Below are 18,398 nucleotides of genomic sequence, written 5' to 3'. Positions count from 1 at the left end.
TCTTTCCGTGACATATGCATCCCTGCCGCTTGCCCTGACACAGGGAGATCCAGCCGGTATCGGCCCCGACATCGCCATCACCGCCTGGGCAAAGCGCCGGGAGAGCGGCGTGCCGCCCTTCATCTTCATCGGCGACCCCGATGTGGTGGCGAGCCGTGCAGCGCTGATCGGCATTCCGGTCAATATCGAGACCTGCGATGCGGAGAATGCCGTCGGCCTGTTCGAACGCGCTTTCCCCATCCTCCCGCTTCCTGTCGGCTTCGAAGTGCAGGCCGGCCAGCCGCATGTCGGCGCGGCCCATGCCACGATCAAGGCCATCGAGACCGCCGTTTCCCTGACGGTCGAGGGCAAAGCTGCGGCCGTTGTCACCAATCCGATCGCGAAATCGGTGCTTTACGAGGCGGGCTTCGGCTTCCCCGGTCATACGGAGTTTCTGGCCGATCTCGCCTTGCGCCAGACCGGCGAACAGGTGACGCCTGTCATGATGATTGCCGGGCCCAAGGTCCGTGTCGTCCCGGTGACGATCCACATCCCCGTGAAAGACGTGCCGGCAGCCCTGACGGAAGAACTGATCGTCACGACCTGCCGGATCATCGATGCCGATCTCCGGCAAAAATTCGGCATCGAGGCGCCGCGTCTGGCGGTTGCCGGCCTCAACCCACATGCGGGTGAAGATGGCGCACTCGGCACCGAGGATCGCGATATCGTTCACCCGGCGACCATGCGGTTGCGGAAGGACGGGATCGATGCCTTCGGCCCCCTGCCCGCCGACACCATGTTCCACGATGCTGCCCGCAAGCGGTATGACGTGGCGGTGTGCATGTATCATGATCAGGCGCTGATCCCCGCCAAGGCGCTCGGCTTTGACGATTCCGTCAATGTCACGCTTGGGCTACCCTTCATCCGCACCTCGCCGGACCATGGCACTGCCTTCGGCATTGCAGGCCAGGGCATTGCCAATGAAGCGAGCCTTGTCGCGGCACTGAAGATGGCGGCGGAAATTTCCACCCGCAGCCGGGTTGGCGCATAATGGCGGCCATCGACGGACTGCCACCACTGCGCGATGTCATCCAGCGCCACGGGCTCGACGCGAAAAAATCGCTCGGTCAGAACTTCCTGTTCGACCTCAACCTCACCCAGAAGATTGCCAGAACGGCAGGGCCGCTCGACGGCGTAACGGTGATCGAGGTCGGTCCCGGTCCCGGCGGCCTCACCCGCGCCATTCTCTCGCTCGGGGCGAAAAAGGTCATCGCCGTCGAACGCGACAGCCGCTGCCTGCCGGCGCTGGCGGAAATCGAGGCGCATTATCCCGGACGGCTCGAGGTCATCGAGGGCGACGCCCTCCAGACCGATTTCGAGGCTCTGGTTCCCGTCGGCGAACCGGTGCGCATCATCGCCAACCTGCCCTACAATGTCGGCACGCAATTGCTGGTCAACTGGCTTTTGCCGAAACAATGGCCACCCTTCTGGCTTTCCATGACACTGATGTTCCAGAAGGAAGTCGGCCAGCGCATCGTGGCTGAAGAAGGCGACAATCATTATGGGCGTCTGGGCGTTCTCGCCGGCTGGCGCACGGTCGCGGAAATGGCCTTCGACGTCCCGCCACAGGCCTTCAGCCCGCCGCCAAAAGTGACCTCCACCGTCGTGCACCTGCTGCCGAAGGACAAGCCATTGCCCTGCGATGTTGCCAAGCTTGAAAAGGTCACGGAAGCCGCCTTCGGCCAGCGCCGCAAGATGCTGCGTCAGAGCGTGAAAAGCCTTGGCGGTGAAACCCTGCTGGAAAAAGCGGGCATCGATCCCACACGACGAGCGGAAACGCTGTCGGTGGATGAATTCGTGACGTTGGCGAACTGCCTCTAAGGCTGGACCAGACACGAAAGCTTGACGACACGGGTTCCCTTCAGGTCCGCGACAGAACTTGATCTGTGGCGCAACCTATAAATAATTTCCGATGATGAATTTTCGACGATCACGCGCCACGGGAAACCGGTGGCACGGCCACCTCTGCTAACGTGGCTGATTCGGAAGAAACCTTATGAAAAGCGCTGCCTATTTGGGAAATTTTCCGCTTTTCACCTTGAATGACATGATCCAGACCACAATCACCAAGCCCGATCACAACCGGTGCTTGACTCCAAACACACAACTGTAAATTATATATCCATTCCTATTGTACATTTTCCACTTCACAGTTTCAAATATCAGGGGGATCGCGTGAAGATAAGTTATGTTTTGGCCATCTCGCTATTCACGCTTTCCTCATGTGTTAGCGTGACACCTACTTTCGATGAAGCGCTGATGAAGCACATTGAGGCGCTAAACAACGATATCGATAAGATTGATGCCGCAGTATCTGCTGTTTACGAAGATAAAACACCGTTCTCCAAGGTCGAAGGCATATACGTCGACGCAGTATCAAATGTACGTTCGGCAATTTATATTGCCGAAGGCCGCGCAACTTACCTTCGAAACCACGTTTCCGGTAGACCCGCCCAGATTATTCACAAAGCACTGCTGATCTGCCAGGAAGCGCTGATGACACAGTTGGCTGCTCATCGAAAAGCACCCTTTAACGTTGAGACCGCGTCCACATTCGCCACGAAGGAAGCCTGTAGCGTTCCGAAGTTGTTTGAAGCCCGGTTGAAGTGAGGTTCACATGGCAAAGTCACTAGATCTGGATAAATTTGAACCGAAAGATGCGTCGGAACTCTATAAGGGCATTCTGCAGCAGGTTTCAGCGGTTCTCATTTCGCACTTCAATGAAGTCAAAAATGAAATTGCCGTTCATATTAAGTCGATTGCGCAAAAGGCATGGCTAACGCAGGCAGGCCTCAAGAGCGGTACGATTTCCAGAGAGCACGCGGATATGGCCATGCACACACAGGAACTGGCCCTCAGCAGCGTGCTGCTTTATTCTGAGTTCCTCGTTTACGACACCGTCCAGACAGTTCTGAACGCGGTTTTTGGTGTGATCGGTGCTGCAATCAGAAACCTGACGGGCTTCGATCTTGCTTTTGGGCGCAGCTAACTGGAACAGGCCTAACAAATTATCCCATACTGCCCGGGCGATGGGTTCTTCCCATCCCGGCGGATGAGTTAGCTTACCGGAAGCGCTTAAAGCTTCGGTTCTTCCTCAAGCAGCGCCCGCACGAAATCGAACATGCCGTGGCGGCGGTCACGGCGGACGCGTTCGGCCTTCACGATTGCTTCGACAGCCTCGAAGGCGGCCTGCAGGTCGTCATTGAGGATGACATAGTCATAATCGCGCCAGTGCTCGATTTCGGCACGGGAATTGAGGAGCCGGGTCTTGATGACCTCTTCGGTGTCTTCGGCGCGGCGATGCAGGCGCGATTGAAGTTCGGTCATGGTCGGCGGCAGGATGAAGATCGAAACGACGTCGGCTTTCATCTTGTCCTGCAGCTGCTCGGCGCCCTGCCAGTCGATATCGAACAGCATATCGCGACCGGCGGCCATGGCATCTTCCACCGGCCCGCGCGGCGTGCCGTAGAAATTGCCGTGAACTTCCGCCCATTCCAGCAGCGCATCGCTGTCCCGCAGACGCTCGAAATCGCGCTTGGAAATGAAATGGTAGTGGATACCGTCAATCTCGCTCTGGCGGCGCGGGCGCGTCGTAACGCTGACGGACAGGCCGATATTCTTGTCCTTGTCGAGCAGGTTGCGGGCAATCGTGGATTTGCCCGCGCCTGATGGCGAAGAAATCACCAGCATCAGCCCTCGGCGGGCAATCGTGACGGGAGAATTATTCACCGGGACCATGGGGTCTACTCCAGATTTTGGACCTGTTCGCGAAACTGGTCGATCACCACTTTCAGCTCTATGCCTGCTGCGGTTACCGCACTCGCATTCGATTTGGAACAGATTGTATTCGACTCGCGGTTAAATTCCTGTGCAAGAAAATCGAGCTTGCGCCCTACCGGCCCGCCATTGGTCAGCAGTTCCCGGGAAGCCTGAACATGGGCGTGCAACCGGTCGATCTCTTCGCGCAAATCCGCCTTGGTGGCAATCAGCGCCGCCTCGGCATGCAGGCGGTCGCGGTCGAGCCCGTGCAGGCCATCGCCGATGAGCGAGATCTGCTGGGCAAGTCTTGCCGCGATCTGTTCCGGCTGACGGGACGGATCATTCTCGATGATGTCCACAAGCTGCTCTATGCGGTTGATATGGCCGGACAGGATGGCGAACAGCGACGCCCCTTCCCGCTCGCGCATGTCCTTCAGCTTCTCGACGGCAACCGCAAAACCGGCCAGCACATCGCTATTACGTGTGGCCTGCGCTTCAGCATCGTCTTCCGCCTCGCGAAAATCGACGAGACCCCGCAGTGTAAGCAACGTATCGAAGCTCAGCGGCTTGTCTTCAACGACATCACCAAGCTCCTTCTTAAGTGCCAGAACCGCAGCGAGCGCATCGCGGTTGATCACGGCCTCAAGCCGGTTTTCCGCAATGGCGAGCGTAAGCCCAGCCTGAATATTGCCGCGGGAAAGATGCTCGCCCGCGATTTCCCGCAAGGCGGTTTCCAGCGCTTCAAGACCGGTCGGCAGACGCAGGCGTACATCGAGCCCCTTGCCGTTCACGGACCGCAATTCCCACGCCCAGCGGTAACGGCCGGAGGTTCCTTCGCTGCGCGCAAAGCCGGTCATCGATTGCAATGTCATATCTGGAAGCCCCCCGTCATGCCGTACAAAACCGGGCCCTGTGGATCACAGGGCCCGGTCGAGATTATCAGTTGTTGGCGGGTTTTTCCGCCTCGGCCCCGCCCGGCTGGCCATCCACGACAACATCGGGATTGGCGCCGGAAGCAGCCTTCTCAGCCTCGATCTTGCGCCAGCGGCGCACATTGGCGTTGTGCTCTTCCAGCGTCTTGGCAAAGACGTGGCCGCCGGTGCCATCGGCAACGAAATAAAGGTCATCCGTGCGCCAGGGATTGGCAACGGCCTCAAGCGCCGCCCGGCCCGGATTGGCGATCGGAGACGGCGGCAGGCCCTTGATGACATAGGTGTTGAACGGCGTCTGCTTCTGCAGGTCAGACTGGTAGATCGGGCGATCGGACGGTTTGCCATCGCCACCGAACAGACCGTAGATGATCGTCGGGTCGGATTGCAGGCGCATGCCCTTCTTCAGACGGTTGTAGAAAACGGAAGCAACATGGGCGCGCTCGTCATCCTTGCCGGTTTCCTTCTCGACGATCGAGGCAAGCGTCACAAATTCCTCGATGGTCTTGATCGGCAGGTCAGGATCGCGCCGCTCCCAGATCATGTCGATCAGCTTGTCCTGCGCCGCACTCATCTGGTTGATGATTTCTTCGCGCTTGGTGCCGCGGGTAAAGCGATAGGTATCGGGGCGCAAGCTGCCTTCCGGCGGCAGGGCCGAGGGCAATTCGCCGTCCAGCACTTCGTCTGCTCCAAGGCGCGCGAACATCTGCTTCACGGTCAGGCCTTCCGGCAGCGACACGGAATAAAGGATCGACTTGCCGGACTCCAGCAACATCATGATGTCCTTCATCGACGCGCCGGCCTTGATCTCGTATTCGCCAGCCTTCAGCGTCTGGTCCTTTTGCAGGTAGCTGCCGGTCATCAGGCGGAAGACGCGGGCGTTGGAGACGACGTCGTTGCGCTCGAGATTATTGGCGATCTCGATGATGCCGGCACCATTGCGCACCGTGAAATGGGTGTTCGTCTGAAGCGGACCGGGCTCCTGGAACGCATTGATCATGTAATAGAAAGCGGCAATGGCCAGCACACAGACCGCGACTGCAAGCGTCATCAGAAAATTCAGAAAGATTACAAGCTGGCCATGGGCCTTACGGGAGCGCTTGGGCGGTGCCGGTACTTTTTCCGGCCGCAAGGCTTCCGTCGGGGATTTCGGAATGATCGGGCCGCGATTGCCTTCGCCCGCGCCGTTCTGTCCGTATGGTCCCTGGCTGTTCTGGTTCGTGTCGCTCACCGTCGGTCCTTTTCAGTTCGGCGTTGTCAGCGCTTTTTGCGCAGGTAATGCGGCAAAAACAGGTTCGGAATGTCTTCCTGCACCACATGGAGATATCGTGAAGCATATCTTTCCGCTTCACGAACATCGTTTCGGACAAAGCCGATGGAGGAAGCAGCCTGCGGCCGGAAATCACCCCGAACCGGCAAACGCTTCATAAACGACTACAATATCGGCGCGAAAACCGGAATGACTTTCGCAAGCCGCAATGCGTTCTTCAAAGGAAAGAACGGCCTTTGTCAGCACCCGGTGGGAGGGCGCCAGCGCGGCGGCAGAGCCGCCGCCGGGGATTATGCTTCGTAACGACGCAGCACGAGGGAGGCGTTGGTACCGCCGAAACCGAAGGAGTTCGAAAGCGCCACGTTGACCTGCCGCTTGCGCGCCTTGTGCGGCACCAGGTCAATCTTCGTCTCCACATCGGGATTGTCGAGGTTCAGCGTCGGCGGAACGATGTTGTCGCGGATCGCAAGCGTGGCGAAGATCGCCTCGATAGCGCCCGCCGCACCAAGAAGATGGCCGGTGGCCGACTTGGTGGAAGACATCGAAATCTTCGCGGCCGATTCGCCGACGAGCCGTTCGACCGCGCCGAGCTCGATCGTATCCGCCATGGTGGAAGTACCATGGGCGTTGATGTAATCGATATCATCAGGCGTCAGGCCGGCGCGCTTCAGCGCCATCGACATGCAGCGATAGGCGCCTTCACCATCCTCGGACGGAGCGGTGATGTGATAGGCATCACCGGAAAGGCCGTAACCAACGACTTCGGCGTAAATCTTCGCACCGCGCGCCTTGGCGTGTTCCAGCTCTTCCAGAACGACGATGCCTGCACCTTCACCCATGACGAAACCGTCGCGGTCACGGTCATAGGGGCGCGAGGCCTTCTGCGGATCGTCATTATGCTGGGTTGAAAGCGCCTTGCAGGCGGCGAAGCCGGCAAGCGCGATGCGGCAGACCGGCGATTCAGCGCCACCGGCGACCATGACGTCGGCATCGCCGAGTGCGATCAGACGGGCGGCATCGCCAATGGCGTGCGCGCCGGTCGAGCAGGCCGTCACCACCGCATGGTTCGGTCCGCGCAGCTTGTGGCGGATGGAAACCTGGCCGGATACGAGGTTGATCAGACGGCCGGGAATGAAGAAGGGAGAAATGCGCCGCGGGCCCTTGTCGCGCAGGGTATAGCCCGCCTCGACAATACCTTCCAGGCCGCCGATGCCAGAGCCGATCATAACGCCGGTGGCGATCTGGTCCTCGTCCGTTTCCGGGTGCCAGTCCGCGTCGGCAAGCGCCATGTCGGCGGCAGCCATGCCGTACAGGATGAAAGGATCGATCTTGCGCTGTTCCTTGGGTTCCATCCAGTCATCGGCATTGAAGGTGCCGTTGGAACCATCGCCTACGGGAATACGGCAGGCGATCTTTGCCGGAAGGTCTTCGACTTCGAATTCAGTCACGAGACGGGCGCCGTTATGGCCGGCCAAAAGCCGTTCCCAGGTCACTTCCGTCCCACATCCAAGAGGAGATACCATGCCGGTACCGGTGATAACGACACGCCTCATCGCCAACGCTCCGCCCTTATCCAAATCATCGGTCTTCATGCAACGCCGGACATCAGGGATGTTCATTCGATGTTGCAGTATTTCAAATGTCAGCATGATGGCTGCGGGCGCCGTTTCCGGCCCGTGACCTCATGCATCGCCCGGAACACGCGCCGCTTGGGGCATGTACCGTCCTGCCTATAAAACATTGGCCCGGACGAGCCGGGCCAAGGACGGGAGGATATTGCACCTCCCCCATGAAGGTCGATCAGGCCTGGGCCTTCTCGATGAACTTTACGGCGTCGCCGACAGTCAGGATCGAGTCAGCTGCGTCGTCGGGAATTTCGACGCCGAATTCTTCTTCGAAAGCCATGACCAGTTCAACGGTATCGAGCGAATCAGCGCCCAGATCGTCAATGAAGCTAGCGCCTTCAACAACCTTGTCGGCGTCAACGCCAAGATGATCAATTACAATTTTCTTTACGCGTTCTGCGATATCGCTCATGTCGGTTTCCTCGACCTTTATTTTAAAGGGAATGCCTTACGGCACCCTGCCCTGTTAGAAGCCCTCATGCGCCGTTCAAATCCGGCACTGCTGGCAAACCCGTTCAACCCGGTCCAAGCTAGACATCGTCACGCAAAATCGCAACGGCTTCCTGTCTCTCCGGGACGACTGTTCACAGTCTTGGCCCGCTTAACATGGTTTCAATCGGTCGAAAAGCCTGAAAACGCGCTAAGCACAGCGTATGACAGGCTATTTCGCCGAAAACCAGTCGGCGGGGCCTTGCGGCGCCAGCTACCCAAGAAGGTGCTTAAACAGCGCCGCAATCCTTTTCATGACGGCCTCATGCGCCGTCAGATCATCGCCATGCCGCCATTGACGTGCAGGGTCTGGCCAGTCATGTAACCTGCCTCATTGGAAGCCAGGTAAAGAACGGCCGACGCGACTTCCGCACCGGTTCCCATGCGCTTCATCGGAATGGCGCCCATAATGGCGTCTTTCTGCTTGTCGTTCAGCTTGCCGGTCATCGCGCTTTCGATGAAACCGGGCGCCACGCAGTTGACGGTGACGTTGCGGGTGGCGATTTCCTGCGCCAGCGACTTCGAAAAACCGATCATGCCGGCCTTGGAGGCGCAGTAGTTGGCCTGGCCGGGATTGCCGGTGACGCCGACGATGGAGGTGATGTTGATGATGCGGCCGAAACGGCGGCGCATCATCGGATGTGTCAGCTCGCGCGTCAGGCGGAACATCGCCGTCAGGTTCACTTCGATGACGTTATCCCAGTCCTCGTCGCTCATGCGCACGAAGAGGCCGTCCTTGGTGATGCCGGCATTGTTGACGAGGATATCCACGCCCTCCAGCTCGGCTTCGGCCTTTTCGCCGAGCGCCTTTACCTCGGCTCGGTCGGCAAGGTTAGCCGGGAAAATCTTGACGCGGTCGCCAAGTTCCGCCGCCAGCGCTTCAAGCTTTTCAACGCGGGTGCCGTGCAGGCCGACGGTTGCGCCCTGGCTGTGGAGAAGGCGGGCGATTTCTTCGCCGATGCCGCCGGTCGCGCCGGTTACGAGAGCCTTGCGGCCTGTCAGATCTAACATGTTCCGTTCCTTCTTTAGAGCAATTCCGCAAAGCCTTTTAACGGAATTGCATCGGGAATTATCGTAAAACAAAAGGCCGTTACGGGGCGAAGCCCGTCTCAGCCGATAAGAGTGGCGAGAAGCTGGTCGATATCGGCAGCGCCGTTGACGGCAACGCCGTTCACCGTCTTGTCGATGCGGCGGGCAAGGCCCGTCAGCACCTTGCCGGAACCGATCTCGTAAAGCTGCGTCACATTGTTGGCGGCGAACCACTCAACCGTCTCGCGCCAGCGCACCTGGCCCGTTACCTGCTCGACCAGCAAAGCGGCGATCTCATTGGCATCGGAAACGGGTGTGGCGCGCACATTGGCGACAACGGGCACGACCGGGTTGTGTTTTTCGACCTTGGCCAGCGCCTCGCGCATGGCTTCCGCCGCCGGCGCCATCAGTGCGGAGTGGAAGGGTGCCGAGACCGGCAGCATGATGGCGCGCTTGGCGCCCTTTTCGGAAGCGATCGCCGCCGCCTTTTCAACGGCAGCCTTGCCGCCGGAAATAACCAGCTGGCCACCGCCATTGTCATTAGCGATTTGGCAGACACCGAGGATGCCGGCTTCCTCGCAGATTGCGGACACCGCATCATGCTCCAGCCCGATGATCGCAGCCATCGCGCCCTCGCCGACCGGCACGGCGGCCTGCATGGCATTGCCGCGGATACGCAGAAGACGGGCGGTATCGGCAACCGAGAAGGTGCCGGCGGCACAGAGCGCCGAATATTCGCCGAGCGAATGGCCGGCTACATAAGAAACCGTATCGGACAGTTTGAAGCCGCGCGCTTCGAGAACCCGCATGACCGCCATGGACACGGCCATCAGCGCCGGCTGGGCATTGGCCGTCAGCGTCAGCGTCTCTTCCGGGCCGTTCCACATGATATCGGAAAGCTTCTGGTCGAGCGCCTCGTCGACCTCCTGAAACACGGCGCGTGCTTCCGGATAGGTATCCGCCAGCTCCTTGCCCATGCCGACGGCCTGGCTTCCCTGACCGGGAAATGTGAATGCAATACCCATGGGATGTCGTCCTTCTTGTCTGGCCTTGCCTTTATTCTTTCGGACTTCCATTCACATTCCCGCCAGCGAAGTCAAGGCTTGAAGCCCTATGGCAGGCCTTTGTCAGGGGTTTTGCCGACCTGTTTTCCCCTTTCTTTTCATCATATTTTTTCTTGCACTGCGGCAAATCCCCATTACTTTCACCCCACCTTCCAAAACTCGTCAAAGCACCGGGACCTCTCCATGAAACAGAATCTACTGGGACGCACGGGCATCTCCGTGTCCGAAATCTGCCTCGGCACCATGACGTGGGGCACGCAGAACACCGAAGCAGAAGCCCATCAGCAGATGGACTACGCCATCGAAAACGGCGTCAATTTCTTCGATACGGCCGAGCTTTATCCGACCACCCCCGTTTCCGCCGAAACACAGGGCCGGACAGAGGAGTATATCGGCAGCTGGTTCGAAAAGACCGGCAGGCGCGATCAGGTCGTGCTCGCCACCAAGGTCGCCGGCTCCGGACGCGATTATATTCGCGGCGGCCGCGATATCGACGCCGCCGCCATCCGCGAGGCGGTGGATACCAGCCTCAAGCGGCTGAAGACCGACTACATCGACCTCTACCAGGTTCACTGGCCGAATCGCGGCACCTACCATTTCCGTGGCGCCTGGGGCTTCGACGCCTCCGCTCAGGACAAGAAGCGTACGCTTGCCGAAATCACCGAAAAGCTGGAGACGCTCGGAGAACTGGTGAAGGCCGGCAAGATCCGCGCCATTGGCCTCTCCAACGAAAGCGCCTGGGGCACGCAGAAATATATCGATATCGCGGAAGCGAACGGCCTGCCGCGCGTCGCCACCATTCAGAACGAATATAACCTGCTGTACCGCAGCTTCGATCTCGACATGGCGGAAGTCGCCCATCACGAAGATGTCGGCCTGCTCGCCTATTCGCCGCTTGCGGCGGGTCTGCTGACCGGCAAATACCAGAACGGCGCGCGCCCGGCGGGATCACGCGCCTCCATCAACAAGGATCTCGGCGGCCGGTTGCAGCCGCTGCAGGAAGCGCCGGTCAAGGCCTATCTAAAGCTTGCCGCCGGGCATGGGATCGATCCGGCCCAACTCGCCATCGCCTTCTGCCTGACACGCCCCTTCATGGCCTCGGCCATCATCGGCGCAACGACGATGGAGCAGTTGAAGGTGGATATCGCGGCGGCGGATGTGACGCTGTCGGAAGAGGTGCTGACGGGTATTGCCGCGATCCATCGGCAATATCCGATGGCGATCTAAGGTAGCTGGTTGCCATGGCCGTCCCCGAAAGCGCAACGGAACTGCGAACTGCAATCGAAAGCAGTTTTGAAAAGCTGATGCGCGAATTGGAAACAGTCCCGGTGGACCTTGCCGGGACGAGGGACATGGACGGCCATGCAGCCGGTACGCTGATGAGCGTCAACGACCTCGTCGCCTATCTGATTGGCTGGGGAGAGCTGGTGCTGAAGTGGATATCGCTTCGCGCCGAAGGTCGTGAACCGGATTTTCCCGAAACAGGCTATAAGTGGAATGCGCTGGGAGCCTTGGCGCAGAAATTCTATGGCGACTACGTCTCCCTGTCTTTCGCCGAACGGCAGGAACGACTGGACAGTGTGAAAAGACGGATCATCGACGCCATCAACGCATATGATCCACATCAGCTTTACGCCCCCGGCTGGTACGGCAAATGGTCGCTTGGCCGTATGATCCAGTTCAACACGTCCTCGCCCTACGTTAACGCCCGCGGACGGCTGCGAAAATGGAAGAAAGCCAGAGGAATAGCTTGATTTTGCGGTGCGGGGTTGTTTTCTGCGGAAAAATCCGTATAAGCGCGCTGTTCATAACACCCGGTCCAATTGGCTGGTGGCTGAACGGAGGGCTGGTTCCGGTAACGGAACAGCAGGAACCATAAGGTTTTTCCGGCCTCCCGTGTCTCCGCTCTCGACCGTCTCGAACAACGCTTTTCTTGCTTTAAGGCTTTACCGCCTACCCAAGAGCAGTCGTTGAGGCTTAGCGCCGTTGCCGGGTGAAGGACGAAACGCAAGAAAGGCAAAGCTTAAATGGCTCTTTACGAACACATCTTCCTTGCCCGGCAGGATATTTCTGCCCAGCAGGTCGACGCACTTGTCGAGCAGTACAAGGGCGTTATCGAATCGTTCGGCGGCAAAGTCGGACGCATCGAGAACTGGGGTCTGAAGTCCCTCACCTACCGCATCAAGAAGAACCGCAAGGCTCACTACGCTCTCATGGACATCGACGCTCCGGCGGCCGCCATCCATGAAGTCGAGCGCCAGATGCGCATCAACGAAGACGTTCTTCGCTACATGACCATCGCCGTCGAAGCCCACGAAGAAGGCCCGTCCGCGATGATGCAGAAGCGCGATCGCGACGACCGTCCGCGCCGTGACGGCGACCGTCCGGACCGTGGCCCGCGTGAAGATCGTGGTCCCCGCGCACCGCGCGAAGGTGGCTTCGGCGACCGCGAAGACCGTCCGCGCCGTCCGCGCGAAGACCGTGCATAAGGAGAATTGACCTATGGCTGACGCATCCTCTTCCCAGGCACGCCGCCCGTTCCACCGCCGTCGCAAGACGTGCCCCTTCTCCGGCGCCAACGCTCCGAAGATCGACTACAAGGACGTACGTCTCCTGCAGCGCTACATTTCCGAGCGCGGCAAGATCGTTCCGTCCCGCATCACGGCCGTTTCCCAGAAGAAGCAGCGCGAACTCGCCCAGGCGATCAAGCGCGCCCGCTTCCTCGGCCTGCTGCCCTACGTAGTAGCGTAATGAATTAAAGCGAGGCTGCGGTTTATCGCAGCCTCGCTTTTCTCGATCAGCTGACTCTTGATCAGCGGGTCGAAAATTATAATCCTTCCGCGTTGGGCGCGGATCGATACTCTGAAAAACCCATGTTGGGGATGAGGCTCTCAGGAGCGATCCTCTAACTGCTTAAGTTTCAGCAGGACAGCGAAGTGCAGAAGTTGAACCAGACAGTGCTGATCTCCGGCGTTCTCGCCGGCATATGCGCCGCGTTTCTGACGCTTGGCGCAACGGCACAGTCGTCCCTGTCCTTCCTGCTTTATGCCGGTTCCGCCATGCCGATCTTCATCGCCGGCATGGGCTGGGGCAACCGCGCCGCCATTATCGCGATCATCACCACGGCCATCATCGGCGCGCTGGTCATGTCGCCGCTTTTTGCGCTGACCATCGCAATCTTCACGCTGATCCCGGCGGGCTGGCTTTCGCATCTCGCCAATCTGGCGCGTCCGGCCTCCGAACTCGGCGGTCCGGATGATCTGCTTGCCTGGTATCCGCTTTCCGGCATCGTCCTGCATCTGTGCATTCTAGTTTCCGTCGCCGTCGTCATTCTCGGCTGGATGATCGGTTACGGTCCCGATCTCGTCACGCGTATGATCGACATGATTATGACCTCGGTTCAGAACCGCGAACCGTTGTTCGAACCCGATGTCGAGGCACTGGCGCGGACGAAGTCCCTGTTTGTACTTCTGCTGCCGATCGTTCAGGGCGGTCTCTGGGTCATCCTGCTGTTTGCCGCCTATTATTTCGCGACGCGAGTGGTCGGCACCTTCGGCAAGGGTCTGCGCCCGCGCGAGGACATCGCTTCGGCGCTGCGCATGCACCGCAACGCCATCTTCATCTTCCTCGCCGGCATCGTCGCCATCTTCCTCGGCGGCGTCGCGGCCATGGTCGGCGCAGTCATCTGCGGCACCTTCGGCGCGGGCTTTCTGATGGCGGGTTACGCCTCGTTGCACAAGCGCGCCCGCGGCAAGGACTGGCGGCTGCCGGTTCTCATTCTCGCATATCTTTCGGCGGTCTTTGTCTTTCCGCTGTTCATCATTCTCGTGTTCGGCCTGAGCGACGTGCGCAGCACGATCTCTCTTACACCGGCGCGGAAAACCGACAATTCGAACGAAACCAAACCATAGAAAGGATCAAGAAGATGGACGTCATTCTTCTCGAACGCATCAACAAGCTCGGCCAGATGGGCGAAACCGTAAAGGTTCGCGACGGCTACGCCCGTAACTTCCTGCTGCCGCAGGGCAAGGCGCTGCGCGCCAACGCCACCAACAAGGCACGTTTCGAAACCGAGCGCGCAACGCTTGAAGCCCGTAACCTCGAGCGCAAGTCGGAAGCCCAGAAGGTTGCCGAAGCACTTGAAGGCAAGTCCTTCATCGTCGTCCGTTCGGCTGGCGAAACCGGCCAGCTCTACGGCTCTGTCGCTGCTCGCGACGTCGTCGAAATCCTGGCTGCCGAAGGCTTCAACATCGGCCGCAACCAGGTTGAACTGAACACGCCGATCAAGACCATCGGCCTGCACAACGTCACCCTGCACCTGCATGCAGAAGTCGAGCTGCAGGTTGAGCTGAACGTTGCCCGTTCGGCTGAAGAAGCAGAGCGTCAGGCCAAGGGCGAAAGCCTCACCTCCGCTGACGCCATCTACGGCGTTGACGAAGACGCACTGCGTCCGGAAGACTTCTTCGATCCGGAAGCTGATCGCGACGGCGACGACGAATAAGATTTGGCTTAAAGGTCAAAGGAAAACCCCGGATGGCGACATCCGGGGTTTTTTGTTTGCATGGAATGTGTGGAGAGATACCCCCCTCTGCCCTGCCGGGCATCTCCCCCTCAAGGGGGGAGATCGACCCGCGGCGAGGTCACGGCCATCTCAACGTTTGAGAATGAAGCAACGGCAGAGCTTCTTGCTGATCTCCCCCCTTGAGAGGGAGATGTCCGGCAGGAGAGAGGGGGGTGCCCGCTATCCGCAGCCTCTACGCCCAACTACTTCGCCGCCGTCTCCGCCCCCTCAGGCGCCTTGCTCTTATCCACATGCACCACCACCGACATGCCCGGCGAAAGCTCCGCCGCAAGCGGCTGATCCGCATCGATCGCAATCCGCACGCCGAGACGCTGGGCGATCTTCACGAAATTACCCGTCGCATTGTCAGGCTTGATGACGGCGAATTCCGAACCCGTCGCGGGCGAAAACCGTTCCACATGGCCGGTCAGCTTGCGGCGATGCAGGGCATCCACGGAAATCGTTACGGGCTGGCCCACCTGCATGCCGGCAAGCTGGGTTTCCTTGAAATTGGCGATGACCCAGACATCGTGCGGCACGACGGCCATCAATTGTGTTCCGGCGGTGACATATTGACCAGTGCGCACGCCGACCTCGCCGAGCCTGCCATCCACGGGAGCGTGGATTTCGGTATTGGCGAGATCGATCCGGGCGAGCTCGACGGCGGCCTCGGCATTGGCGACGGCCGCCTGCAGCGAGCTGCGGTTGACGATGATGGTCTGCAGATCCTGCCGGGAAACCTCAAGCGCCGCCTTGGCCTGGGAGAGCGACGCCCTCGCCTTTTCAAGCCCGGCATGGGCTTCTTCTTGCAGGCTGGAGGTGCCGGCGCCACTCTTGATGAGATTATCCTGCCGGTCGGAGGCGAGCTGCGCCTGTTTCAGCGACGCCTCGGCACTGTCGACCGCCGCTTCACTCGAGCGGATGTTGGCGTTGGCGGCATTTTCCTGCTGTCGGGAATTGTCGAGTGCGGCCTTGTGGGTATCGAGCGTTGCTTCCGCCTGCGCCTGCTTCTGGCGGTAGATACGGTCATCGATCTTCGCGAGCAGCGCGCCCTGGCTGACTTCCTGATAATCCTTCACCGGCACGTCCACGACATAACCGCTCACCTGCGGGCTCATCGTCGTGACATAACCCCGTACGAAGGCGTTGTCGGTCATTTCGACGGTGGAAAGGAACGGCGGCAGCCGCCAAGCGTAAAGCACCAGCGCCACGCCGGCGAGACCGCCGAGCAGCACGAGAATGGAAACGGGGGTAAAAAACTTCTTCAGCATTTTGTCACTCTTGGAATGTTCAAGACTGTGGTGCCGGTGCGGCATCGATGTCTTCCCGGAAAAGGAAAGGACGGATGCGCAGCCATGCAAGGTGGATCAAAAGCGCGGCCAACGCCAGCGCGGAAACGACTGAAATCAGCAGGAACGTGTCATTATAAGCAAGCACATAGGCTTCCCTGCTGACCTGCTGGCCAAGCAGTGACAGCCCCTCTGCCTTCAGCAATGCCGGATCGGTGATGACATGGCTGTAAGCGCCGGAAAGCTGTGAGACACGCTGGGCGACCATGGGATTGGTAAGCAGGATATTTTCCACCAGAATATTGGAGTGGAACTTCTCCCGCAGCGTTACGAAACTGCCAAGCAGGCCGGTCATCAGCATCGAACCCGTGATCTGCGTGAACAGGAAGATGGTGATGAAGTTCACCAGATAGGGTGCACCCCGGGCCAGCGCGGCGGCGAAACCCTTGGCCATGACGGGCGGCAGGAACATGGCCGCGCCAAAGGCGATCATCATCTGGCTGAGATACATCTCACCCGGCCGCGTCAGATTGTTGGACTGGCTATCCATGAATGAACCGGCGGCGATCAGCGCCAGCGCAATCACATGGGCGGTATCGACGTATTTCGTCAGCATCAGCCAGGCACAGGCCGCACCGCCGAGAACGGTCGCCAAAAGCACAAGTGCATAAAGTGTCGTCGTCTGGTCGTTCAGCAGGCCGAGCTGCTGGTAAAAGCTGACCGCCGTTGAGGATTGCTCGGAGGAAACCGCACGGTAGACGAGCAGGACCGCAATAATGTGCAGGTTGGTTTTCGAGAAAATCCAGCGCAGGTCGAGCAGCGGATTCTTGCGCGGCAATTCGATGAAGGCCATCAGCGTCAGAAGTGCGATCGACGTCGCCAGCAGGGCGCCCAGCCACCATGTTTCGAACCACCAGTAGAACCGGCCGAGGGTGAGCATGACCGCCAGACAGCCGAGACCGCCTGCAAACAAGAGATAGCTCAGAATATCCATGCGCTCGATGACTTTCGCGCGCGGCGGCGGGGTGACCTTCAGCACATAGATCATGGCGAAAGCGATCAGCGCGAATCCCACTTCCATGGAATAGAGCGCGTTCCATCCGTCGATTTCCAACAGGGATGGCGAGACGATGCGGGCGAGCGGCGCTGACAGCAACGTGCCCGTCAGCGCTATGCTGAAACCAAGCGAGAATTTCCGCGCAGGCGGAAAGGCTTCCAGAATATAGAGAAAGCCGAGCGACGAGATCGGCGCGGCGGCCATGCCGCTGACAAAACGGATGACGATTGCCGAATGCAGGTCGGTCACGAAGAGGTTGAGACAGGAGGCCACGACAAACACGATAATCGAGACTTCGGCGAAGGGCCGCAGGCCATATTGCGCCCGGACCTTGAACAGCGCGATGGAAAACGTGGCGTAAGGCGCCATATAGGCCGCGGAAAGCCACGCGACCTCAGCCACCGTGGCGGAAAACTCGCCCTGCAACTGGTAGATATTGGCCATGACGAGATTCATGCCCAGGCCTTGTGTGATGAAGAACGACAGGCCCGCAAAAATGAAGCACAGCCGCAGCCAGAGCGGCCGCTCAACCGGCTGCGGTGCGGCGGCAGCGGCAGGTTCCGGCACGGTTTCGCCCGCGCCCGAAGCGCTCATCGGCGTCACTGCCGCTTCCGGAAGGTCGGCTGGTTTGGCAGTTCCTTCGGCATCCTGGGAAGCGGCCTTGTCAGCGGTTTGCGGTACGAGGTTGCTCATGATTGCACCCTCCCGGCCGCGAGATTTTGCAGATTGGCCGAAAGCCGGCGCATGACATCAAGCGCCGTCGCCAGTTCCTGCGAGGAAATGTCGGCGGCAATCTCAGAGCGCAGCGACTTTGCCATCGCCTGCACCGTCTCGGAGGTTTTCTCGCCCTCCGCCGTCATGTGGATGCGTTTGGCGCGGCGATCGGTTTCGTCGGAACGGCGCTCGATGAGGTTCTGCTTCTCCATGCCATCAAGCACCCGCACCAGCGTCGGCGTCTCGATTTCCATTTCCTCGGCAAGCTCGGTCTGCGTCAGCGGTCCACGCCGCGAGAGCGCAAAAAGCGCTCGCGCCCGCGCAAGCGTCAGCCCGCTCTCCCCCACCCGCGCGTCGAAAAACGCGCGCAGTTTCCGGGTGAAAGCGGAGACTTCATCGAGAAGCTGTTCCTTGTCGGTCTCGCGGGACATGTCAGCAAGCCTTATAATTAGCACACTACTTATTTTCTGCCTATTTATTCGTAAGACTGACGATTTTCAAGTTTCTTTCACGACGGGTCTGCCATGCGATAAACTCATGGCAGCGAATCACCTTGCCGGAAGACCCCGGCAC

21 protein-coding genes are annotated in these 18,398 nt (G+C 59.5%); 11 read left to right on the top strand and 10 right to left on the bottom strand.

The window, feature by feature from the left end; all coding sequences use genetic code 11:
* Positions 1–7: 7 nt before the first annotated feature.
* The 4 genes from pdxA (at position 8) to AC5I5B_RS16690 (ending at position 3,028) form a co-directional block, all read left to right on the top strand.
* A complete protein-coding gene (gene pdxA / locus AC5I5B_RS16705) occupies positions 8–1,030 on the top strand; it encodes a 4-hydroxythreonine-4-phosphate dehydrogenase PdxA (protein WP_107675450.1) in 1,023 nt (340 codons plus the stop codon).
* Entirely contained in the window at positions 1,030–1,860 is an 831-nt protein-coding gene (gene rsmA / locus AC5I5B_RS16700; protein ID WP_003502092.1) for a 16S rRNA (adenine(1518)-N(6)/adenine(1519)-N(6))-dimethyltransferase RsmA, read from the top strand. Before pdxA ends, rsmA begins: the two co-directional genes overlap by 1 nt.
* Positions 1,861–2,214: 354 nt before the next feature.
* Positions 2,215–2,649 (top strand): hypothetical protein, encoded by a 435-nt coding sequence (locus AC5I5B_RS16695; protein WP_236761714.1) that lies wholly within the window; start codon positions 2,215–2,217, stop codon positions 2,647–2,649.
* 7 nt (positions 2,650–2,656) lie between these two features.
* Positions 2,657–3,028: a hypothetical protein gene (locus tag AC5I5B_RS16690; RefSeq protein ID WP_111834278.1), complete on the top strand. Its 372-nt coding sequence runs from the start codon at positions 2,657–2,659 to the stop codon at positions 3,026–3,028.
* An 86-nt stretch (positions 3,029–3,114) separates the two neighbouring features.
* Here AC5I5B_RS16690 and gmk read toward each other — a convergent pair whose 3' ends face one another.
* The 3 genes from gmk to mltG all read right to left on the bottom strand — a co-directional run bounded on the left by gmk (position 3,115) and on the right by mltG (position 5,958).
* Positions 3,115–3,777, bottom strand: coding sequence for a guanylate kinase (gmk, locus tag AC5I5B_RS16685; RefSeq protein ID WP_003502089.1), 663 nt, complete (start codon positions 3,775–3,777; stop codon positions 3,115–3,117).
* 5 nt (positions 3,778–3,782) lie between these two features.
* On the bottom strand, positions 3,783–4,670 hold the full coding sequence (locus AC5I5B_RS16680) for a YicC/YloC family endoribonuclease (RefSeq protein WP_020810362.1): 888 nt from the start codon (positions 4,668–4,670) through the stop codon (positions 3,783–3,785).
* 67 nt (positions 4,671–4,737) lie between these two features.
* The gene (mltG, locus tag AC5I5B_RS16675) at positions 4,738–5,958 is read right to left on the bottom strand and encodes an endolytic transglycosylase MltG (protein WP_003502086.1); all 1,221 of its coding nucleotides are present in this window, start codon (positions 5,956–5,958) and stop codon (positions 4,738–4,740) included.
* Positions 5,959–6,102: 144 nt separating this feature from the next.
* On the opposite strand from mltG, the gene AC5I5B_RS16670 reads away from it, so the two are divergent.
* Positions 6,103–6,300, top strand: a complete 198-nt coding sequence (locus AC5I5B_RS16670; RefSeq protein ID WP_162693415.1) for a hypothetical protein — start codon at positions 6,103–6,105, stop codon at positions 6,298–6,300.
* On the opposite strand, the gene fabF is transcribed toward AC5I5B_RS16670, so the two are convergent.
* The 4 genes from fabF to fabD form a co-directional block, all read right to left on the bottom strand.
* Complete coding sequence (gene fabF / locus AC5I5B_RS16665) at positions 6,288–7,550, bottom strand: beta-ketoacyl-ACP synthase II (protein WP_003502082.1); 1,263 nt, start codon at positions 7,548–7,550, stop codon at positions 6,288–6,290. The two genes, AC5I5B_RS16670 and fabF, sit on opposite strands and share 13 nt — an antisense overlap.
* Before the next feature lie 247 nt (positions 7,551–7,797).
* Positions 7,798–8,034, bottom strand: coding sequence for an acyl carrier protein (locus tag AC5I5B_RS16660; RefSeq protein ID WP_003502080.1), 237 nt, complete (start codon positions 8,032–8,034; stop codon positions 7,798–7,800).
* Positions 8,035–8,384: 350 nt separating this feature from the next.
* The gene (gene fabG, locus AC5I5B_RS16655) at positions 8,385–9,122 is read right to left on the bottom strand and encodes a 3-oxoacyl-[acyl-carrier-protein] reductase (RefSeq protein WP_003502072.1); all 738 of its coding nucleotides are present in this window, start codon (positions 9,120–9,122) and stop codon (positions 8,385–8,387) included.
* 98 nt (positions 9,123–9,220) lie between these two features.
* Positions 9,221–10,165, bottom strand: a complete 945-nt coding sequence (gene fabD, locus AC5I5B_RS16650) for an ACP S-malonyltransferase (protein ID WP_003502070.1) — start codon at positions 10,163–10,165, stop codon at positions 9,221–9,223.
* Between the two features lie 222 nt (positions 10,166–10,387).
* On the opposite strand from fabD, the gene AC5I5B_RS16645 reads away from it, so the two are divergent.
* The 6 genes from AC5I5B_RS16645 (at position 10,388) to rplI (ending at position 14,705) form a co-directional block, all read left to right on the top strand.
* Positions 10,388–11,431 (top strand): aldo/keto reductase, encoded by a 1,044-nt coding sequence (locus AC5I5B_RS16645; RefSeq protein WP_111834277.1) that lies wholly within the window; start codon positions 10,388–10,390, stop codon positions 11,429–11,431.
* 14 nt (positions 11,432–11,445) lie between these two features.
* Positions 11,446–11,958, top strand: a complete 513-nt coding sequence (locus AC5I5B_RS16640) for a ClbS/DfsB family four-helix bundle protein (protein ID WP_020811737.1) — start codon at positions 11,446–11,448, stop codon at positions 11,956–11,958.
* Positions 11,959–12,231: 273 nt separating this feature from the next.
* On the top strand, positions 12,232–12,693 hold the full coding sequence (gene rpsF, locus AC5I5B_RS16635; RefSeq protein WP_003520723.1) for a 30S ribosomal protein S6: 462 nt from the start codon (positions 12,232–12,234) through the stop codon (positions 12,691–12,693).
* A gap of 13 nt (positions 12,694–12,706) precedes the next feature.
* On the top strand, positions 12,707–12,955 hold the full coding sequence (gene rpsR, locus AC5I5B_RS16630) for a 30S ribosomal protein S18 (RefSeq protein ID WP_003502063.1): 249 nt from the start codon (positions 12,707–12,709) through the stop codon (positions 12,953–12,955).
* Between the two features lie 185 nt (positions 12,956–13,140).
* Positions 13,141–14,115, top strand: a complete 975-nt coding sequence (locus AC5I5B_RS16625) for a hypothetical protein (protein WP_003502061.1) — start codon at positions 13,141–13,143, stop codon at positions 14,113–14,115.
* A gap of 14 nt (positions 14,116–14,129) precedes the next feature.
* Positions 14,130–14,705, top strand: a complete 576-nt coding sequence (rplI, locus tag AC5I5B_RS16620) for a 50S ribosomal protein L9 (RefSeq protein WP_003502059.1) — start codon at positions 14,130–14,132, stop codon at positions 14,703–14,705.
* A gap of 263 nt (positions 14,706–14,968) precedes the next feature.
* Here the strand turns inward: rplI and AC5I5B_RS16615 are convergent, their stop codons facing one another.
* The 3 genes from AC5I5B_RS16615 to AC5I5B_RS16605 are packed head-to-tail and all read right to left on the bottom strand — an operon-like array spanning position 14,969 to position 18,256.
* Complete coding sequence (locus tag AC5I5B_RS16615; protein WP_031234094.1) at positions 14,969–16,036, bottom strand: HlyD family secretion protein; 1,068 nt, start codon at positions 16,034–16,036, stop codon at positions 14,969–14,971.
* A gap of 19 nt (positions 16,037–16,055) precedes the next feature.
* Positions 16,056–17,804, bottom strand: a complete 1,749-nt coding sequence (locus AC5I5B_RS16610; protein ID WP_162690386.1) for an MFS transporter — start codon at positions 17,802–17,804, stop codon at positions 16,056–16,058.
* Positions 17,801–18,256 (bottom strand): MarR family winged helix-turn-helix transcriptional regulator, encoded by a 456-nt coding sequence (locus tag AC5I5B_RS16605; RefSeq protein WP_060724025.1) that lies wholly within the window; start codon positions 18,254–18,256, stop codon positions 17,801–17,803. The genes AC5I5B_RS16610 and AC5I5B_RS16605 overlap by 4 nt, the downstream gene beginning before the upstream one ends.
* Positions 18,257–18,398 lie beyond the last annotated feature (142 nt).

It is taken from the genome of Agrobacterium sp. (assembly GCF_059499945.1).
Note: the sequence above shows the minus strand (reverse complement) of the source record. Positions and strands in the feature narration are given on the sequence as shown.

Excerpts from the sequence above, each read along its gene's own strand:
- AC5I5B_RS16690 (WP_111834278.1), top strand. The coding sequence starts at position 2,657 with ATGGCAAAGTCACTAGATCTGGATAAATTTGAACCGAAAGATGCGTCG.
- rsmA (WP_003502092.1), top strand. The coding sequence starts at position 1,030 with ATGGCGGCCATCGACGGACTGCCACCACTGCGCGATGTCATCCAGCGC.
- AC5I5B_RS16645 (WP_111834277.1), top strand. The coding sequence starts at position 10,388 with ATGAAACAGAATCTACTGGGACGCACGGGCATCTCCGTGTCCGAAATC.
- AC5I5B_RS16660 (WP_003502080.1), bottom strand. The coding sequence starts at position 8,034 with ATGAGCGATATCGCAGAACGCGTAAAGAAAATTGTAATTGATCATCTT.
- AC5I5B_RS16670 (WP_162693415.1), top strand. The coding sequence starts at position 6,103 with ATGGAGGAAGCAGCCTGCGGCCGGAAATCACCCCGAACCGGCAAACGC.
- AC5I5B_RS16640 (WP_020811737.1), top strand. The coding sequence starts at position 11,446 with ATGGCCGTCCCCGAAAGCGCAACGGAACTGCGAACTGCAATCGAAAGC.
- AC5I5B_RS16610 (WP_162690386.1), bottom strand. The coding sequence starts at position 17,804 with ATGAGCAACCTCGTACCGCAAACCGCTGACAAGGCCGCTTCCCAGGAT.
- rpsF (WP_003520723.1), top strand. The coding sequence starts at position 12,232 with ATGGCTCTTTACGAACACATCTTCCTTGCCCGGCAGGATATTTCTGCC.
- rpsR (WP_003502063.1), top strand. The coding sequence starts at position 12,707 with ATGGCTGACGCATCCTCTTCCCAGGCACGCCGCCCGTTCCACCGCCGT.
- AC5I5B_RS16615 (WP_031234094.1), bottom strand. The coding sequence starts at position 16,036 with ATGCTGAAGAAGTTTTTTACCCCCGTTTCCATTCTCGTGCTGCTCGGC.
- rplI (WP_003502059.1), top strand. The coding sequence starts at position 14,130 with ATGGACGTCATTCTTCTCGAACGCATCAACAAGCTCGGCCAGATGGGC.
- AC5I5B_RS16680 (WP_020810362.1), bottom strand. The coding sequence starts at position 4,670 with ATGACATTGCAATCGATGACCGGCTTTGCGCGCAGCGAAGGAACCTCC.
- fabG (WP_003502072.1), bottom strand. The coding sequence starts at position 9,122 with ATGTTAGATCTGACAGGCCGCAAGGCTCTCGTAACCGGCGCGACCGGC.
- fabF (WP_003502082.1), bottom strand. The coding sequence starts at position 7,550 with ATGAGGCGTGTCGTTATCACCGGTACCGGCATGGTATCTCCTCTTGGA.
- fabD (WP_003502070.1), bottom strand. The coding sequence starts at position 10,165 with ATGGGTATTGCATTCACATTTCCCGGTCAGGGAAGCCAGGCCGTCGGC.
- gmk (WP_003502089.1), bottom strand. The coding sequence starts at position 3,777 with ATGGTCCCGGTGAATAATTCTCCCGTCACGATTGCCCGCCGAGGGCTG.
- AC5I5B_RS16605 (WP_060724025.1), bottom strand. The coding sequence starts at position 18,256 with ATGTCCCGCGAGACCGACAAGGAACAGCTTCTCGATGAAGTCTCCGCT.